Consider the following 19325-nt stretch of genomic DNA (forward strand, 5'->3'; position numbering starts at 1 on the left):
CGCTCAGATCCCCTTCTGTTCTGGCTGAGAGGCAATCTTATCGGGATCAAGACTGCCGCTCTCCAAAATGTCCCGATACTGTGCGGCAACGCGGTCAAGCTGGTAAGTGCTGGCCACAATCGCCCGGGCTTTTTCTCTTTTTTCCAGATACTCTGGGGCCGACCAATTTGCGGCATGGACCAAAGCGTCTGCCAGCAATTCCGCGTTGCGGGGCGGTACGATCAATCCGCAGTCGCGAATGATCACCGCCGCATCACCCACATCCGTCGACACAACGGGGTGGCCATAGCTCATCGCTTCGACAATGACATTCGGAAACCCTTCGGTTCGGGATGAAAGCACCAGCGCATCAATCCGTTTGTAGAATGCAGCCATATCATGCAGGTCGCCGCACAGCTCTACATTGTCCGCAGTCAGGTTATAGCGCGCCAGCAATGATTGTACTTCGGAGTTTTCAGGCGACATATTCTCTCCGGCCGCGATGATGCGCAGATCGGGGACTGACCGCAGCGCCAGGGACAGAGCCTGGAAAAGGGTTTCGTGATCCTTCTGTGGATGAAACCGCGCCGCGATCCCAAAAACCCTGGGCGGGTCGCTCCGCACCACAGAGGCTTGAGGCATGATCAGACCGTTCGGAATGACGCAAGACCGCGCAGCAGCAAACCCGTTCTTCGTGTGCTGATCCAATGCGCGTTGCGAGTTATAAATGATCCCTGCACACCTGCCCGACAAACGCCGACACAGATCAACGGCAATCCGCGTGCTGCGCGTGAATGAGCTGGTATCGTCCAAAGCCTGCCGCACCGTCCAGTAAATTGGCACCTTTCGACCTGATATCCAGCTGGCAATCAGCCCGATGACCATCGCATGGTACATCCAGCACAGAACTGCCTGCGGTTTATACTGACGGATAAGACGCGATATCTGCAATATCGCGCGGGGCATGGACGACAGTGATCTGGCATTCAATCCGATCAGAACGGCGTTTGGATTTGCACATTGGCTTTTGATCCTGTCCGAAACCTCCGTCAGCGACACCACCAATACCCGATCCCCGGATTTGGCAACCAGCCGCGCCAGCATCGCCTGGGCCCCGCCCTGACCGGAAAAATCGGTGATGACATGCATGATCATCGGTTCAACACCCGAAACTGACAAACCGGGCCGGAACCTTTAGACACACGACCTGGATGCGGCGGTGTGAACTGCCTATGCACGCGCCCGATCTCCGATTTCGCGCACAAGTTCGGCCAGGCCGGCGACGTCTTGATGCGACCAGGTCGGATCGACCAGAAATGCCAGGCTGGTTTCTCCAAGCTCTTTCGCCACCGGCAAGGGATCACCCGGGCCGATGCCAAGGCGGGCGAACATCTCTTCTCTGTATATCTCGGAACAACTGCCCGAGAACGCAGGGAAACCCGCCTCTGAAATCTCGGCGATGATGCGATCGCGGCTCCAATCCGAGGCCAGAGCCTCGGGCCTCACAAACGCATAGAACCGGTAATAGGCATGTGTCAGTTCGGCAGGCGGCACGGGAACCCGAAACGCAGCGCAACCGGAAAGAGCCTGCGCCAGAATCTCGGCGTTTTTGGCTCTATGGGCGCGCCAACCGTCCAGTTTCGCCAGCTGAATGCGCCCGATGGCGGCGGACAGCCCGGTCATCCGCAGATTGGTGCCCGGCTGACCACTATGCAGCCATCGAAACCCCGGAGGGTGGCTTTTGTTGAACACCTGATCATAGCTTTTGCCGTGATCCTTATAGCTCCAGACCCTGGACCACAGTTCATCATCATCGGTGATCAGCATGCCGCCTTCACCGCCGGTTGTGATGATTTTATCCTGACAGAAAGAATACGAGCCGCAGGTGCCAAAGGTTCCCACGTGCTGGTCACCGATCATGGCACCATGCGCCTGCGCACAGTCCTCGATCACCCAGAGGTCCCGACTGCGCGCCAGATCCATGAGACCCGCCATATCCGATGGCCACCCGGCCAGATGGACTGCGATAATCCCCACGGTTCTGTCGGTCAGAACCGGTGCAATCGTTTCTGCGGTGATATTCTGGCTCTCGCGATCAACATCTGCAAATACCGGCTTGCCACCGGCCAGAAGGATCGAACTGGCAGACGCGATAAAGCTACGCGGTGTGACGATAACCTCGTCTCCGGGTCGGATGTTCAACGCCAGCAGCGCGGCGTCCAGAGTGACCGTGCCATTTGCCATGGCGATCGCATGCTGCGCGCCGGTATAGGCGCTGTATTCACGTTCGAACTCTTTGACATCGGGGCCGGTCCAGGCATTCACGCAACCGGATCTTAGCACTGCGCTGACAGCATCAATTTCATCTTCTTCGAAGAATGGCCATTTGGGCATCAGCTGTTTCCCTTCAGATAAGCGGCCAGAGGATAGCCGAGGGAAGATGGGCCAAGCCTATTATTGCTCAAATTTAGACAGCAGGATTTCCGGATCATTTCTTTACCTCACGCCAAACCATCCGAGGAGGTCAGGCAAACTCAACAATTAACAAATTTTTGGCGGCCAGCGCCTGAATTGGAAACAAACTCCGCAGTTTCGGAAATATCTTTTTGTGCCGCGGCAGGCGAAACCTGACCTGAATCGATTGCTTATGCAAGGTTCCAGGTCACTTAACAGCGTGATTTTTCAACAATCAGGCCGCAGACAGTCAGAGGTGAAAAATAGGCAACAATCGGCTTTGGTGACAGCCCCGTTGACAGCTTCGGCGACATGGATCAGCATCGTCTCAACCTTGGTTTTTAAAGTTTGAAATGTTTCTTTGATGAGTGATTTTCCCAACACCGCTTCCGGTGCCCAGGCCGTACCTGCCGAACGTGGTTCGACAACTGGCGGACGCCCAAAAGTTCTGTTTGTCGGCAATCTTACGACCTCTTTGACCAATTTTCGTTATGACCTGCTGAAAGAGCTTGCGGAACGCGCAGACGTACTTGCTTGCGCACCGGAAAACGATGCGGCCACCGAAGCAGCCCTAGCCGAGATCGGCGTGACATTTCGGCAAATCCCTATGGCGCGCGCGGGGTTAAATCCATTTCAGGATCTGTCCACCCTGTTCACACTGATCGGGATCTGCCGGGAAATACGGCCCGATATCGTCTTTGCCTATACGATGAAGCCGATCATCTTCAGCGGCCTTGCGGCGCGGTTGACCGGCGTTCGGCGGCGGTTCGCGATGTGTACCGGGTTAGGTTATGTATTTGCGGATGCCGAACTGACCCTGCGCCGAAAAGTGCTGAGAGCGGTGGCGACAGGCCTTTACCGGTTCGGATTGAAAGGTGCCGACGAAGTTCTGGTTTACAACTCGGTCGACGCCGAGGAGTTTCGCAGCAGACGTTTGCTGGCACCTCAGGCCGCGCTGTCGATTGTGCCCGGTTCCGGTGTCAATCTCGCCAGATACGCAAAATCCCATCAGCCTACGGATCCACCCGTGTTTCTGATGATCGCACGTTTGCTGCGTGACAAGGGCGTGTTCGAATATGCCGAAGCCGCCCGGCAGCTTAGGGAACAATTCCCTGATGTGCGCTGTCAGCTTTTGGGTCCGCTGGATGACAACCCGGACTCGGTCAACGCACAGCAGCTCGAAGAATGGGGCCAGCAGGGGCATATCGAGTATCTAGGCGAAACCAAGGATGTTCGGCCATTTCTCAAGGAATGTTCGGTCTTCGTATTGCCCACCGTCTATCGTGAGGGCATCCCCCGCGCCATTCTTGAGGCGATGTCGACAGGGCGCGCCGTCATTACGACCGATGCCCCGGGATGCGCCGATGCGGTCAGCGACGGGGAAAACGGGTTTATCGTCCCCAAACGCAATCCAGAGGCGCTGGCGGAGGCGATGAGAAAATTCGTTGAAGACCGGAGCCTAATCGAATCCATGGGTCAGGCCGCGCGGGCGCGTGCCGAGCAAGAGTTCGACGTCGCGCGGATCAACACGATCCTGCTGCGGAAGATGGGCCTAATCGACAGCGATACCAAGCTGCCCTCCACCGCCACCGACTGATCCACACCCATTCTAAGCTCACGTCTAATCCGAGAAACTGCGCCACCCGCGGCTGAGACCCGGATCAATAGCATCAAGCTCGGCGACGTCAGGCCTATAGAAATCGGCCATTTTCTGCGCCAATACATCCGGCAATTCAGGATACTCCACCTGCCGCGCCACCGCTTTGCGAATCGCCTTTAACGGCCCCGTATGCCGGATCGGGTCAAGCAACGGTCGAAGCGGCGCCAGAACCCGCCTCAGAGGCAAGGGCACGATTGGCGTATTTTTGTTTTTGACCCGCTCTTCTAGTGGCGGCTCCACGACACCGGAAAAACCGATGTGTTCGGCGACACGGCGTAAGGTTTCTACCGGTTGTGAGATCGTGTTTTCGTAGGCCAGCAACAGAATTTGATCTGTCGGGAACAGATCGTAGAAACGGCGCAGGTGATAGGCATATCTACCATTGTGCAGGAACCTTTCATCACCGGCCTTGTCAGGGTCCAGATACCGATGAATGTCGTCCCCGACAGTGCCCCGGCGATACAACATGCAGTAGTCGGAATAGGCCCTTCGAACCGGATCGCGCATCTGCAGGATCAACCTGACATCGGGATAGTCACGGGCAATCCTTTTGGCCGCCTCTGGATGTGTCAGATAGGTATTGCATTTTTCGCCTACGATACTCTGGTCTGAATATCCCTCGTATTGATCGCGATACCAGACCGCCCCCCGGTCATAATGATCCGAGAAATAGTGCAGCTCGGGATCCGGCATGAAAATCTGCGGCGTCGCCGTCAAAGAATTCTGCAACCAGGTGGTCGCACATTTCGCAGCACCGAATATCAGGAAATCTATCTTTCGCTCGTTCGCCAGGCCCATATTATCCTCTAATCCCTACGATCCGCATCGGGATCACGATACCAATTCGCGGTACACGTCGGACACTTCGGCCACGTGTTTATCCAACCCAAAATTATCCTGCACATATTGGTAGGCCGCTTGTGTAACCTGCTGCCTCAGCTCCTGGTCCTCGATCAGAGAAACGATTGGCTCAACAAAGGCTTCGGGGTCTTCTGGATCCACCAGAAAACCGGTTTTGCCATGATCGATTGCCTCGACATTGCCGCCGTGCCGTGTGGCCACAACAGGCAGTCCAAGGTGCATTGCCTCGATCAAAGTACGTCCAAATGGCTCGTTCAAGGCCGGCACAAGGGTGGCATCCATGGCGACCATGCACTTTTCAACATCCTGCCGAAACCCCATCATATGAATCTGCGCGCCCATCCCCTGTTCTCGGGCCACGTCCATGGAGCCTGTGTCCAACCCGTCATCGGGATTGAGTACTTTGCCAAATAGCAGGCCATGTACCGGCCTGTCCCCAATCTGTTTCTGAATGGCCACAAGGCTTTGGACAAAATGAACCGGCCGTTTTCGCGGTTCCAGATGGCCAAAATATCCTAGAAGAACTGCATTTTCCGGCGCACCGATTTCGTTCAGGATCATCCGACGCGCCGCGTCTGGATCCGGGCGCTGAATGCTCAGGTCGAAGGGGCTGCGGATGACCTGAAACTTTTTGTCAACCGAGCGTATCGGGCGCGAGGGTTTCGAAAAATACGACACGCTTAGGATGCGGTTCGAAAACACCGGCGCGACATAGTTAACGCCTACCGCGCGCGGATCCTGCCTGTGGTGCCAGATATGCTTGATCCCCAACCGTCTGGCCGGAAACACCCAATTCACATGCAATCGGCCCTCATTTGTGTGGACGATATCTGGCTTTTTGTCCCGCAAAAACCGGACGAGCTGGCCGTAGGTCCGGGTCCAGTATTCCGGAAAGCCAACATCTGCATCCGTTTTGTTGTTTGGAGGGCCCATAAGCCTGGGGCCCTGCAAAACATCGACATTCAGACCCAGCGATTGAGCATACTGCCCAACCGACCCAGCTTCGTTGTGGCAAAGGACCAATGGTTCAAACTGATCCCGGTCCAGACAGGACGCAAGTTTGAGCGCGGAAACATGACTGCCGCCCAGATCTGCCCAACCTGCAAAGGGAAATAAAACGCGTATCTTTTTCATTCTGGCCTGCCGCCTTTTTGGCTCAGCGCCGGACATCAGAACCGCGCGCTGAACCATAAATCATTGAACTGAAATCTATTGTGTTTGCGTGACGAAGGTTCGAGAAACCGAAAGCGTATCCCCAGGGGACAAGACAGTGTCACCCGAAATCGCCGTTGCGGCTCCTCCGGCCGCGCGGGTGACCGAGTATTCGATCACGATCTCTTCGACCGCATCAACCTCTTCAACAACGCCAAGCGCTGCCAGCTCGGCCTGCAGGATTTTCGCGGTGCCCAGCCGGGTCTGCAAATCCTCGAGTTCGATCTGCACCAGATTCAGCCGCACCAGCGCATTCGAGCGCGCGGTATCAAGCAACTCCAGCTCATCGCGTTGCGCGCGGTTCAGCTGTTGCCGGGCCAAGCCCAAAGCGATCTCGATATCCACACTTTTGCTTTCCAGATCGTTCAGCGAGTTGGACAGAGATGACACGCGCGAACTGACCGTAAGACCCTTTTTCTGTAGTGCCAGAGCATCATCCAGATCTTTGCGCGTGATCCCGATCTGATTTGCGCGCAATTCCAGCTGCCGTTCGAGGCTATCGATCTGATCTTTGAGGGTTTCCTGTAATTGGATGATGCGTTCACCCTGCCCTTCCCGGGCCTGTTGATCCGCTTGCAGAATCTCCCCCTGCAGACCTTGCGGGGGTTCAATTTTGGCATCACCACCGTCCGGGGTTAGTGTTGACAGATCAGCCAGCAGTCGGCGTTGTTCGGCTTGCAGAGCTTCGATCTGTTCATTGTACAACTGAACTTCACCCTGAACCCGCAATCCGGTAAAGTTCGTTCCTACGTCATTTTGCAACGGCAACCGGTATTCCCCGCCCGCAAGCGCCATCGCCTGCTGCGCGGTCAGTTGTGGCCGATAGGGGTACGAGCCTGGAATCTGGACATCCCCCAATATGTATACAGGCAGATGGCCGATGACTTCGATCGCCAGATGAGGCGGTTCTGCCATCCCCACGCGAGTGCGCATCTGAGTTTCCAGCAGCAGTACCAGTTCTTCGGTCGTTCGCCCTTCAGCATGAACCTGGCCGGCCAGAGGCACCATCAGCATCCCTCCCGAAGAAAGCGCATATTCACCGGAAACGCCTTGCCAGTTCACAAAAGACGCAACCACCGGATCCCAACGCATCGCACGCAAATTTATCTTGTCCTGCGGTGCCAGAACATATTCCTCGGCCTGAAGCGCACCGATAAAACAAGCCGAAGCCGCGATCACAGAAAGCATCAGTTTTTGCAATAATTTCACGACATTCTCCTAAGTGTATTCGTTGGTCCTAACACCGGCAGGCGCGACACGCTAAGCGCAATGGCAAGGACAAAGGGTACGTTCCAGAACCGGGCATAAAAGGTCGTCGCTCCGGCAAGCAGCACGACATACATCAGCATGGCAACGATGGTCAGTGCCCCGACCGATGGCGAGCGGCCGACAGAAATGGCCATCCAGGCCAAGTATATGCTGGCCAAAATAAAGCCGACCATACCGAGCAGAGAAATCAAGCCACCTTCGGACAGAGTCAGCAAATAGGCCGAATGAACCACGATTCCCTGTTCGCTGGCCAGGCTGTACTGGTTTGCACCCAGCCCGATCAACAAAGTGCCACGGGATACCTCGAAAGCCTCTTGCAGCAGGAATAACCGGTCAGAGAACGTGCCCGCCTGGCTAATGTCACCTGCAAGAACGGCATTCAGAACTCGTTCGCGAAAGACCTCGGGCAAGAAAAGCTCACCAAAGTTCAGGACCACCAAAACCGCAATCAACGTGCCGACGATCAGGGTCACAACATGACGCGGGGACCCGCTGCTGAGGATAATGGCGACAGTCCCCACTATGGTCACGATCAGACCAGAATTCGAACCGGTCAGGATGACGCCGTAAAACAGGATTGGCAGCCCGATCAGCCCCCAGATGCGGCTGCTTTGCTTCTGCAGGATCAGGCTAAGCAGAAAAACGATGGCCATCGCCAGCATAAGCGCGCATTCATTTGCCCGCTCGACCAGCGAAAGCATCCGACCATTGGCGGATACAAACCGGTGTGTCGGGTCTTCCATGAAATTGATTGCATAGATGCCAAACAGCACAACAATGCCCATACCAATAATAAATGCCTTCATCAGCAGGACGATCTGATCAAAGCTTCGATTGCCGATCAGGATTGGCAGCACGATCAACGAAAAGAAGTACTGAACAAACACGGTCAGCAGCTCGGTCGGATCTCCGTTGATTAACGAACCTATGGTCAGGCCCCCTGTGAAAAACAGGAACGAACTGTACCAGAACCCGCTTGCGGGCCCGAATATCTTAACCGGCAGCTGGCCAGTTGCCAGCATGACAAACCCAGCCAGCACAAAGAAGAAATCCGAGAGGGTGAAATAGACGAAATCCACTCTGAGATAGTTCATCGGCGCCAGGGCTACAGCCGCCATCAGGAAATAGAGAGCTGCCATGTCTACGCTTGGCAAATAGCCGATTCCATTGGTCGGCTTGCCAAAGGAAACTGATTGGGCCGATGCAGGTCTCATGGGCGCACCTGCTCCTTTCCGTGTAATGCAGGGTTCAGCAATGTACGCCGCAAGTGTAACACACACAGCCCTAGCCAGACGGAATTACACAGCACATGCGCCACAGCGGCACCGACCACGCCCAAAACAGAAACCAACGGTGCAATGAGGATCAGAAACAAAATAGTGTTCAACAAACCGATCCGAACCAAAGCCCGGTCTTGCCCCAGGCTCAGCAGTGCAGGGTTCAGCAGTATCCCACCAAGATAAATACCTACCGCGATTGCCTGCACGCGCACGACCGGTACTGCGGGGGCATAATCCACGCCAAAAATCGCAGTAACGATCGGTTCCAGCATCAAGATCACTGGAATCAAGACAAGGGCAATTACCCCCCAGAACCCGGCGCTGAGACCCGTTAGCATTTTTTGCAAACGGTCAAATTCATTTCGGGCGGCAAACCGGGTGAACTCGGGATAGATCGCCTGGCTTAGCGGCCGTCCAAGACGCAGTGCAGCTTCGCCGCACCGTTTCGCGATATGGTAATATCCCACCATCGTCGGTGAAATCAGAACACCCAATATGATCACGTCCAGGCGCTGCGTGGTCTGACGCAAGATGACCGAGAGATTGCTGTTCCAAACAAAGCGCAGAAACCCGGAATTTTCACCCAGAGTTTGCTTTATTCCAAGCATCGGACGTCCATAGCCATTCCGCGACATTTCTCGCAGCCCCGCGGCAAAGGCCAGAACGCCGTCTAAAAGGCTGACAGCAACAAATATCGCGACAAAGCCAGGCAGCCCAAACCCCAGTTGCCAGGCAATCACCCCCAGCACCATCCGCACAGACGCTGCGAAAATATCCAGTTTGGCCAACAGATCGAACCGGTCGAAGGACCGCAACAAAGCCAGCCCGGTTGGCCTCAGCGAAACCAGAATTCCCAGCGATGCGACCGGCAGCACCCATGCAAGATCCTGATCCAGCCCCAGCCATCCGGCGATGATCGGTGCGAATGCGATCGCAGCGCCGGCGGCCAATACGCCCCCAACCACGTCAATCAGGACCGACAGCCCGACAAGTCGGCGAAATCGTTCGCGGTCTTCTTCCTCCAGCGCAGTGCTTCCATATCTAATCACCGCCTGCCAGGGCTCAAGATGAAGGAACCGGGAAACGATCCGCGCATAGGCCTCGGCGATGGCCATCACACCCAGACCTGCCGCCCCAAGCGCGCGGGCTGCCACGGGCAGGAACACAAGGCCCAGCAAAGCGACTGCGATCTGAGAGGAAAAGATCCATTTCAGATTGCGCAGTAAACGCCGAAGCACAGCAGTCGGGATTGAGGTTGCGCCGGGCTGAGAGGTCATGTCTGATCCACCCGCCCGCCGCACAAACGACCGGCCAATTCCACCCCTTGGCGGCTGCCGGTCATTGGACCACGCCGCAAAAGCGTCGCGGGCGCTGTGCCCTCATATTCGCAAATAAAAACCAATACCCAATCACCAATCTAACAAATCCTACAAGGGTCTGCGAACCGTAATCAGCTGCTTTTCCCAGGCTCATCCGAGTAATGATATGTATAGGCACCATACCCATATTGCTTTTGCTTCCGCATGTTCACACCATTCATGATCGTACCGGAAATCTTGATATTGCTCATCCGCAGCTTTTCGATTGCATCCTTGAGAATTTTTTCGGTGGTCTGCCCCCAGCGCACCACCAGGAACGTACCATCGACAAGCGGCCCAAGTCGGATCGTGTCATCAATGACCAATGTCGGCGGTGTATCGACCAACACAAGATCGTACTGATTGCGCAACATGCGCCCGTATTCGCCAAGCTGCTGCATCAACTGTTTGCGGGATATTTTCGGACGCAGGTTCAGACTGATCGACGAAACCCCCGGTACCCTTTCACCATCGACATAAATCTGGCTGGGTTGCACGGCACCGCTCAGCGCGTCCTCGATCTCGACCGGGGCCGCCCCGGTAAGACCCAGTGTTTTTGAGGCACGGCAACGGTGGTTATCCATATCCAACAATAGAACGCGCATCCCATCTGTACCCGCCACTAGGGCCAGCGAAACCGCAACCACGGTCTTGCCTTCTCCAGGAACACCAGAGGTAACCATGACGATGCTGCCGTCATCATTTGTGTTAAACCACATCGTCAAAACACTGCGCAGCGCCTCGACATAGGGCGAGCGGCCCTGATCACGGATAAAGCGCAACAACTCCTGCTGACCATCCGTGTCCGAATCCATCACTGTATCCGGCAGGAAACCCAAATTGGTCAGATCGGTTTGCTGTTCGATCTGGTTTTCGTTGACGATCCTCGTGTTGCTGCCCTCCATCAACAGGGCGATCACAAATGCCAGAGAGAACCCGACAATCGCGCTGACTGCGACGGCGACTTTGGTATTCGGCCAGAATGCCGAAGTCGGCGCATGAGCAACCGAAACCTGCTGAACCGCCTGGCCAAGAAACTGTTGCTGGGTTTCAAAATCATTCAGTTTTTCAATCGTCGTCTGATACCGGATCCGAAGAAGCTCTAGCGCGCGTTCCATCCGCAGCAATGCTATTTCCGAACCGGTCCGGCTGCGTAATGCCTGTTCAACAACGGCAATCTGGTCAGCAATTTTGTTGACCTCTTCGCTGCTGGCTCCGTTGATCTCATGCACATCTTTTTGCGAGTTCAGCCGCGCAAGTTCCGACCGAAGCCTACCCGGCACGGATTCATCCGCCAGATTTTCTTCAAGAATAAAGGCCGCCATCTGAAGTTCGTCACGGGTCAGTTCGTCACCCAGTTCATTTACGCGGTCCTTAAGAAAAGAAATGGAAGATGAAAGACCTTGCTGCCGCCGCTGCTGCAGGCGAAGGATAAAGGTTTCTGCAACTGTATTGGCAATATCGGCTGCCAACTGCGGGTCTTCTGCTGTTGAGATGATCTCAATCGCAAGGCTCTCTCCTTGCCGAAGTACGTTATATGTCGACAGTGTATTGTCGATTACACGATTGCGGATAACGGATGTGGATTGCGGATTTGCGGGGTTTTGCGCCCCGGCAAAAGCCTCATTCTCGAACAGGTCCAGCGCCAGGGCGACCTCTGCCGCAAACTCTCGTGACCGCAGGATGTCGATTTCGGTTTCAATCAAAGTGCGGGTCAGCTCGTAGGATTCAAGTTCGACACTGTCGGCGCGGACGCGCATATCCAGAGATGTGAGAACGATTTCGGCGCGGGATTTGTATCTTGGGTCCAGTTGATTGACGACCATAAACGTGCCGACGATCACAGCTGCGGTCACTCCGAGGATCAACTTCAGATGACGGTAAATCATCCGCCATATGCCATCCAGACGCTGCTGGCCAAATTGGTTTGCGATATGGTTTTGATCCATTCTCTATCGTCCCTTGTAGCGACCAAGATCACCGTCGCCTGAAATACAAATCTTTGATGCTGCGCCCATGTTCGAACGAATTCTTATCCTAATGATTGGACAGCTTGGCCATTTTTCCGAGTTTTCTTGTCGTTATTTGCTCAATGTTTCCACACAAGAGACAATAGGCCGGAATCCTTGCTGTTGCAGAAGCTAAGAGGCGGCGTCTTTCAAAGTTTTGCAGACCTGATTCATACGACAAAGTACTTAACCTCCAAAAGTGCGGCGACACCGCAAGCGCGCCAATATTACTAGTTAAACCTGTAAAACGTGTTTCCTGCGACAAAGCCGTCCAGCTTTGCCGATCTTGCATAGTGATGCAGATCACTGGTTTTGTTTATGAACCCCGCTCCGCGAAAGTTCAGTGACGTATTGCACAATACACCCGTGCCCGAAGCCGACTTGAATGCGTTCAGCAGGTCGTAAAAGAAAGCATTCTGATCCCGGCGGACTGTTTGGACCCTTGCTGTTCCGTCTACATGCGTGATCGCGGCCAGGTTCTGATTGGTCACCTTCTGCAGATGCAACATATAAGGCGCGGAGTTTTCCCACTCAAAATGCTGGCTGACATCTTCCTCAAGGCAGGATGGGGCCACGGGGCTTGTATCCGGCCGGTTTTTAGCCCTGTTCAGGCGCACGCGGGATTCGGCCCAGAACGGGGCCGCCAGAATCGAGCGGTTGCCCAATGCGCGCGGACCGATTTCACAGTTCCCTCTGGCCCAACCGATGAGCTCACCGGACATCAACGCGTCCGCGACATCGTTCAGACGCAGCTCGCTGACCCGCATGCCGCTACTGTCGATTTTATCATCCACAAAGGACTGTCCGGAATAAACCGTCCAATCCAGCTTTGCCTGGCCCGTATAGTGGCGCATGGCATCAACCGCAGTTCCTATGGCGCAGCCGGAATCACTGCTGCAAGGTGGTACAAATACATCTCGGAACAAGCCGCAATTCTGCCACTTAGTGTTCCAATCGCAGTTCAATCCACATCCGCCGGCAATCACCAGCGGATAGCCCTCTGTCAGGTTCTGTTCGGCAAAGGCAAGGAACCGTGAAAAAATCGCATCCGAGAGTTTCTGTGCAAGATTGCTGAACTGCTGACTGTGCATTCCGACGTTGAAAAACGGGGAATCGGTCAGACGGTCCTTGCGTAGAATCTCGGCCAATGGCTGATCTGACAAAAGATAATCTATCAGCGCATGTTCATCCGCGTCATGTGAACCGGGCTCTGCATAGGCACATGCCGCCATCATCCTCCCGGGGTCTTCACGCCGTTGTTCACGCGAAAGCACGGGATAATCGGGATCAACCAGTGCGCTCAGGAACGAATATCGGGCACCGGGCCCGGTCATCACCCGACCGACATGAGACAGCTTTAGATCTTCATCAATCTTGTAGAAATCGCCAAGCGTGTCTTCCCAAACCAACACATAACAAGGTTCACCTTGACGAAACGGAGACATCCCATAAGCGCCCCAGATATGTGCCCTTTCATGGGTCGATGAGAAATAGTCGATCTCTTTGCCAAAAAACGTCCGTTTCCCCACGGTCTGAGCATCTTCGCCAATGCCGAAATACCCTGCCCCCGAGGTCGTCACATGTTGTGTTCCGGTCGTTGACCAGCCGCTAAGGGCCAGGATATCAGGCAAGTCCCGGAACCACAGGCCAGAGTCGATAAATGTATCCGGTGTGACTGACGTGTTGCGGGGAAAACTGTCTTTCTCGGATTCATAGGAAAACAGCAGGTTACCGTTTTGGGCATCAATACCCGCAACCGTACCGTCATGCCCCGACTTGAATGACAAAATCTTCATTTCACACCTCTTTACCGCGCTTGTTGCGCGGTCCTGGCAAAACACACCAATTCGTTACTGTTCTATCAAATTGCGTTGACGCAGCCCCTCTGTAATTGCCCGAGCGGCCAGTTCTGCGCCTGCTTCGTTGAAATGAGAATCCGGCGCATAATACGATGCCGGATCCTCTTGCATTTCGATAACATCCGTTAAGTCTATCACGTCCAGCCCGGCCTGCGCAGCCGCATCTTTCACCAATACTCGCAGCGGGTCGTGGATAAAGGGCTGGGCGACCAGACCCATATAGCGGCTGACCGTCGGCACATACACGATGACGATCTCACCATCCCATTGTGATGTTATCTGCTTTGCCCGGATCAGAACATCCGCAAATACCGGGTTCTCATCGGTCGCTTTGGGATAGTGAATCCCAAGAATCTCGGCCGTTTTCTGCAATGCCAGAAAGTTCCTGAACACCCGTTGCGCCCGCAGGTAGTCGATCCAGGACAACGTCGTCTCAGACCACCATCCAGAAATAATTGGAGCGGATATTTCCGACTGATCCGGATGCTCGATCGGGCCAAAATCTGCAGCCGGGTCGAGTGCTTCGCGCAGCCAGGGCTTCTCAAGCTCTCGTTCCAGATTGCGCCAGTCATTGCCCGCAAAGAAAGAAAAGATCGTAAGATCAGGCTGGAACTCTGGCCCGTATCGGCCCAAAACCGCCAGTTGATACAGCGGGCCAATGCCTCTGTGACCGGTGTTAAGCAAGCTCGGCATATCCTGACGCAGCTTATCCGCCAGATGCTCACCCTCTCTCAGGCAGAACCCTTCGGAAAACGAGTCGCCCAGCAGCATCACACTCACATCGTTTTCATAGACCGATGGTGGATTGCGAAACCCCAGACGATCCGGCGTGTAGGTCACCGGCTCGCCCAACACCGAGCACAATAGCATCTTGTCACCCGGCATGGGGGCCAGATACGCAGTTTCGAGCAGTTGTGTATCCAGCGCATCGTTTACATGTTTCATTGTCCTGCCCGGAGGCAAGTTTTCCTTGTATTCTTCGACGCTTACCTCATCGCCGACAAATCCGACTAGCCCTAGGCGTCCGGGGATTATTTTGATGGTCAGATAGGCCTCAAATGCAAACAGAGCCGCCAAAAGCGATACCGCGCTCAAACCAACAGTCAGCCTGGCTTCGTTCGACAAGAAGGCCGCGCACAAGGCCAGGGCCAGCCCAATCGCGCCCGGAGCCAGTATGTATCGGATCAACCGCGCTGTTCCATTGGCAAATTCCGCTGAATTTACCAGTGCATATGCGACGACCCCAAAGAAATAGAGAGCGGCGACCAGACATAGGATTGACCCGAAACGCGAACTGCGGGTTTTTTCAGTCATTCCATCTGGTCCCTTTCGACCGATATCGACATTTGCCGTCATTAACGGCGAAACCGGGCGAATTCAGTTGAACCGATTTGCGTATCATCGGCAAGCTTTTCTGCGGCGGCCTGAAAAGCGCAGGAAGCAGACGCATCGCCCGACCCTCTAGAATATGAAAAACGCTCAAAAACAACAGGATAAATACACACAGCACACAACACTCGAATACAAAACAAAACCAGATTTTTTTACCACCGTTATGCCGAAAAGCAAATCACCCGCTCTTTCAACGCCTAGTGGGCGCACGGCGCTATCACATTGCACGCATAATCCGTCCTTGTACGGCCTATTGTTCCCGAATTCAGTACGGCGACATAGTCCTTTCCGTCGCCGGAGGACAATGATTTTGGCGGGTGTATCGTCAGCGGCACAGCAGACGGATGAATATACGGGAAACCCCTAATATCCAGCCAGCAGGGTTTTGTTACAGTTAACGCAACTACACCGGAGAGGCTTCGGCCTCCCCACTCGCTCAAAAAGGGACTGACTTTGGGGGTCGGTCCCTTTTTTTAGTTTTTACGTCAGGTTCAGAACCCTGCCCAAATCAGGACAGGGCACCTGGATTACCCGTCAATGATACCATTGAGTGTCGCGCTCGGGCGCATGACTGCTGCAGTCTTGGTCGGGTTGGTGTGATAGTAACCACCCAGATCTGCCGCTGCCCCTTGTGCGTTGGCCAGTTCGGATAGGATCTGCTGTTCTTTCGCGGCCAACTCTGCAGCAATCGGCGCGAACTCGGCGGCCAGATCAGCATCATCGGATTGCGCGGCCAGCGCCTCGGCCCAATAGCGCGCGAACCAGTAGTGGCTGTCACGGTTATCCGGCTGCCCGACTTTGCGGCTGGGCGACTTGTTGTTGTCCAGAATGCCCTGTGTTGCGGCCTCGGCAGCGGCTCCAAGAACTCCGGCTTTGGCGTTGCCTTTGCTGTCGGCTAGGAAATTCAAAGACTCGCCAAGCGCGCAGAACTCACCCATCGAGTCCCAGCGCAGGTGGTTTTCCTCAACCAACTGCTGCACGTGTTTCGGGGCAGAGCCACCCGCGCCGGTTTCGAACAATCCGCCGCCCTGCATCAGCTTGACGATCGACAGCATCTTGGCCGAGGTGCCCAACTCAAGGATCGGGAACAGGTCGGTCAGATAGTCACGCAGCACGTTGCCGGTGATGGCGATGCTGTCGTTACCGGCGGTGATGGTCTCCAACGACTGGCGGGTCGCCTCACGCGGTGCCAGGATTTGGAACTTGTCCGCCACGCCAGCAGCTTCCAGTGCGGGTTGGACGGATTTGATCAGTTCGGCATCATGGGCACGGTTTGCATCCAGCCAGAAGATCGCCTCGGATCCGGTCAGACGCTGACGGTCCATCGCCAGTTGAATCCAGTTCTCAATCGGAGCCCTCTTCACGGTGCAGGCACGCCAGATGTCGCCCTTTTCAACCGCATGCTCGTGCAGTGTCTCGCCATTTGCCAGAACGATACGAATGGTTCCATTCGCAGGCGCCTGGAATGTTGTCGGGTGGCTGCCGTATTCTTCGGCTTTCTGTGCCATCAGACCCACATTGGCCACAGCTCCGACGGTGGCTGGGTTCAGCGCGCCATTGGCTTTGAAGAATTTGACGGATTCATCATAAATAGACGCATAGCAGCGGTCGGGGATCACACAGTTGGTGTCACCCTTGGACCCGGTTTCGTCCCAACCCTTGCCACCAGCACGGATCACGGCAGGCATCGAGGCGTCGATGATCACATCAGACGGCACGTGCAGGTTGGTGATACCCTTGTCGCTGTCAACCATATACATGGACGGGCGGTCGCCCTTGATCGCGTCAATGGCGGCCATGATATCGGCGTTGCCTGCAACCCGCTCCAGCAGATCGCCCAGACCCGAGTTCGGGTTCACACCCAGCGCATCCAGTTCAGCGCCATAGGCCTCGAATACCGGGGCAAGCCACGCCTTAACCGCATAGCCGAAGATGATCGGGTCGCTGACCTTCATCATTGTGGCCTTCAGGTGAAGCGAGAACATGGTGCCGTCTTTTTTGGTGTCTTCGATGGCCTCGGCCAGGAAAGACGACAGCGCATTGACGGACATGAAGGTCGCATCGGCAACGGTGCCCTCGGCCAGCGGCCAGCCGTCTTTCAGAACCGTAGTACTGCCGTCTTGTCCGACAAATTCGATTTTGGCGTCACCGGCTTGCGCCGCAGTGATGGTGGCCGATTTCTCGTTCGCGTAGAAATCATTGCCGGACATGGACGAGACTTTAGTCTTGCTGTCAGCGGCCCATGTACCCATCGAATGCGGGTTCTTCTGGGCATAATTCTTGACGGCGCGCGCGGCGCGACGGTCGCTGTTACCTTCGCGCAGAACCGGGTTCACAGCCGAACCCTTGATAGCATCATACCGCGTGCGGATCGCTTTTTCTTCGTCAGTCGCAGGTTCTTCGGGATAGCTCGGGATGTCATAACCCTGTGCTTGCAACTCTTCGACGGCGGCCACCAGCTGCGGCACCGAGGCCGAGATGTTGGGCAGCTTGATCACATTGGCATCGGGTGTCTTCACCAACTCACCCAATGCGGCCAGATCATCGGTGATGCGCTGCGCATCTGTCAGCTTTTCGGGGAAGGTCGAAATAATCCGCCCAGCAAGTGAAATATCCTTGGTTCCGACGCTGACACCGGCGGCGGATGCAAACTTTCGAATGATGGGTAGGAATGAGGCGCTGGCCAGCTCGGGCGCTTCGTCTACAATGGTATACAATATGTCGAAGTTCGATTTATCTGCCATATTCTTTTACCTTTTTAAGCCTTTCGGGGCGTGCGATCCAAGAGTTGGGGCCACGTCGATGTGGCGCGTAAGGGACGTAACAAGACTGCCGTCCCGGGATGACTCTGTATTGACAGGGCCTCCCTTAAATGACGTTTGGCTTGGGATCAATCGCCAGAGACCGCGCATTTTGACACGGTTTGCGGAAAATCATCAAAACTGCTTGCCAATGGGCAAAATTCAGACGCCCCAAGTATCGCTGAGCTTATATCCGCCCGGCCAGGGATCGTCCGGGTCAAGCATGTGTTGATGTGTACCGGTAATCCATCCGCGGCCACTGATCTCGGGAATGATCGCGGCACGCCCCCCGATCGTTGTGGCCTCGACGATCTGTCCGGTGAAAGACGAGCCGATGATCGAAACCGCCTGGAAAGTTTGCCCGACTGCCATTTCTCCCTTGGCGGCCATCAAGGCCATGCGGGCAGAAACTGCGGTACCGGTAGGGGACCGATCAACTTTGCCCGGCTGGATCGCCACAGCGGATTTTCCGCGCAGGCCATTTGCGACCCGCTCGGTCGGGCCACAAAAAGCGCAGAATGAAATGTGATTCCAGTCCGGGTTTTCGGGATGCGTAAAACCAATTTGTTCGTTGGCCGCATTGGTGATCGCTACACCCAGCCGCGCAATGTCACGCGCTTCGTCTTGTACAATGTCGAACCCAAGCGCCGCTGCATCGACGACCACGAAACTGTCGCCCCCATAGGCCGTGTCCACGGTCAGGGTACCAAGGCCCGGCACCTCTAGCGGAACGGAGATCCGGTCTGCAAAGCTGGGCAGGTTCTGCACAAATATGCGCTCAGCCTTTCCATTCCGGCATTCGGCGCGCACCGAGACCAGCCCGCCCGGTGCCTCAAGCGTCAGATGTGTAACCGGTTCCTGCATCGGAATGATCCCGCTATCCAGCAGCACGGTGGCCACACAGATCGAGTTTGAACCAGACATGGGCGGTGTGTCTTCGGGCTCCATGATAATGAAGCCTGCATCTGCTTGCGGATGTTTTGGTGGTACCAACAGGTTTACATGATGAAATACACCCCCGCGCGGTTCATTCAGGACAAAGTTGCGCAAGGACTGGTCACGCGCGATGAACGACCGCTGCTCCCATAAGGTATCACCGGGTGGCGGAAGAACACCGCCAACGATGACATCTCCGACCTCGCCTTCGGCATGGGCGGAGATCACGTGGAGAGTTTTGATACTGCGCACGAC

The 19325-nt window shown here is 55.3% G+C and carries 13 protein-coding genes; 1 reads left to right on the forward strand and 12 read right to left on the reverse strand.

All coding sequences use genetic code 11. The features are described from left to right. Positions 1-3 precede the first annotated feature (3 nt). Both AC2FLB_RS08180 and AC2FLB_RS08185 read right to left on the reverse strand, forming a co-directional pair. Complete coding sequence (locus AC2FLB_RS08180; RefSeq protein ID WP_496709027.1) at positions 4-1134, reverse strand: glycosyltransferase; 1131 nt, start codon at positions 1132-1134, stop codon at positions 4-6. Between the two features lie 75 nt (positions 1135-1209). Further along, a complete protein-coding gene (locus AC2FLB_RS08185) occupies positions 1210-2373 on the reverse strand; it encodes a DegT/DnrJ/EryC1/StrS family aminotransferase (RefSeq protein ID WP_496705147.1) in 1164 nt (387 codons plus the stop codon). A gap of 424 nt (positions 2374-2797) precedes the next feature. On the opposite strand from AC2FLB_RS08185, the gene AC2FLB_RS08190 reads away from it, so the two are divergent. Next, the gene (locus AC2FLB_RS08190; RefSeq protein ID WP_496691349.1) at positions 2798-4030 is read left to right on the forward strand and encodes a glycosyltransferase family 4 protein; all 1233 of its coding nucleotides are present in this window, start codon (positions 2798-2800) and stop codon (positions 4028-4030) included. 24 nt (positions 4031-4054) lie between these two features. Here AC2FLB_RS08190 and AC2FLB_RS08195 read toward each other — a convergent pair whose 3' ends face one another. The 10 genes from AC2FLB_RS08195 to AC2FLB_RS08240 all read right to left on the reverse strand — a co-directional run bounded on the left by AC2FLB_RS08195 (position 4055) and on the right by AC2FLB_RS08240 (position 19322). Beyond that, positions 4055-4891, reverse strand: a complete 837-nt coding sequence (locus tag AC2FLB_RS08195) for a sulfotransferase family protein (protein ID WP_496705149.1) — start codon at positions 4889-4891, stop codon at positions 4055-4057. Between the two features lie 33 nt (positions 4892-4924). Continuing rightward, a complete protein-coding gene (locus tag AC2FLB_RS08200) occupies positions 4925-6088 on the reverse strand; it encodes a glycosyltransferase family 4 protein (RefSeq protein ID WP_496709028.1) in 1164 nt (387 codons plus the stop codon). A gap of 75 nt (positions 6089-6163) precedes the next feature. Next, positions 6164-7375: a polysaccharide biosynthesis/export family protein gene (locus AC2FLB_RS08205; protein WP_496703153.1), complete on the reverse strand. Its 1212-nt coding sequence runs from the start codon at positions 7373-7375 to the stop codon at positions 6164-6166. Further along, positions 7372-8649 carry an O-antigen ligase family protein gene (locus AC2FLB_RS08210; protein WP_496705153.1) on the reverse strand — a complete coding sequence of 426 codons (1278 nt, stop codon included), beginning with the start codon at positions 8647-8649 and terminating at the stop codon, positions 7372-7374. The genes AC2FLB_RS08205 and AC2FLB_RS08210 overlap by 4 nt, the downstream gene beginning before the upstream one ends. Continuing rightward, positions 8646-9992, reverse strand: a complete 1347-nt coding sequence (locus tag AC2FLB_RS08215) for a lipopolysaccharide biosynthesis protein (RefSeq protein WP_496709029.1) — start codon at positions 9990-9992, stop codon at positions 8646-8648. Before AC2FLB_RS08215 ends, AC2FLB_RS08210 begins: the two co-directional genes overlap by 4 nt. Before the next feature lie 173 nt (positions 9993-10165). Beyond that, positions 10166-12022: a GumC family protein gene (locus tag AC2FLB_RS08220; RefSeq protein WP_496701921.1), complete on the reverse strand. Its 1857-nt coding sequence runs from the start codon at positions 12020-12022 to the stop codon at positions 10166-10168. Between the two features lie 290 nt (positions 12023-12312). Further along, entirely contained in the window at positions 12313-13878 is a 1566-nt protein-coding gene (locus AC2FLB_RS08225) for a carbamoyltransferase C-terminal domain-containing protein (RefSeq protein ID WP_496689396.1), read from the reverse strand. 54 nt (positions 13879-13932) lie between these two features. Further along, positions 13933-15255 (reverse strand): alginate O-acetyltransferase AlgX-related protein, encoded by a 1323-nt coding sequence (locus AC2FLB_RS08230; protein ID WP_496709030.1) that lies wholly within the window; start codon positions 15253-15255, stop codon positions 13933-13935. A gap of 605 nt (positions 15256-15860) precedes the next feature. Beyond that, entirely contained in the window at positions 15861-18077 is a 2217-nt protein-coding gene (locus tag AC2FLB_RS08235) for an NADP-dependent isocitrate dehydrogenase (protein WP_496709031.1), read from the reverse strand. A gap of 219 nt (positions 18078-18296) precedes the next feature. Beyond that, positions 18297-19322 (reverse strand): trans-3-hydroxy-L-proline dehydratase, encoded by a 1026-nt coding sequence (locus AC2FLB_RS08240; protein WP_496709032.1) that lies wholly within the window; start codon positions 19320-19322, stop codon positions 18297-18299. Positions 19323-19325 lie beyond the last annotated feature (3 nt).

Source organism: Ruegeria sp. CDSA236 (assembly GCF_059611285.1).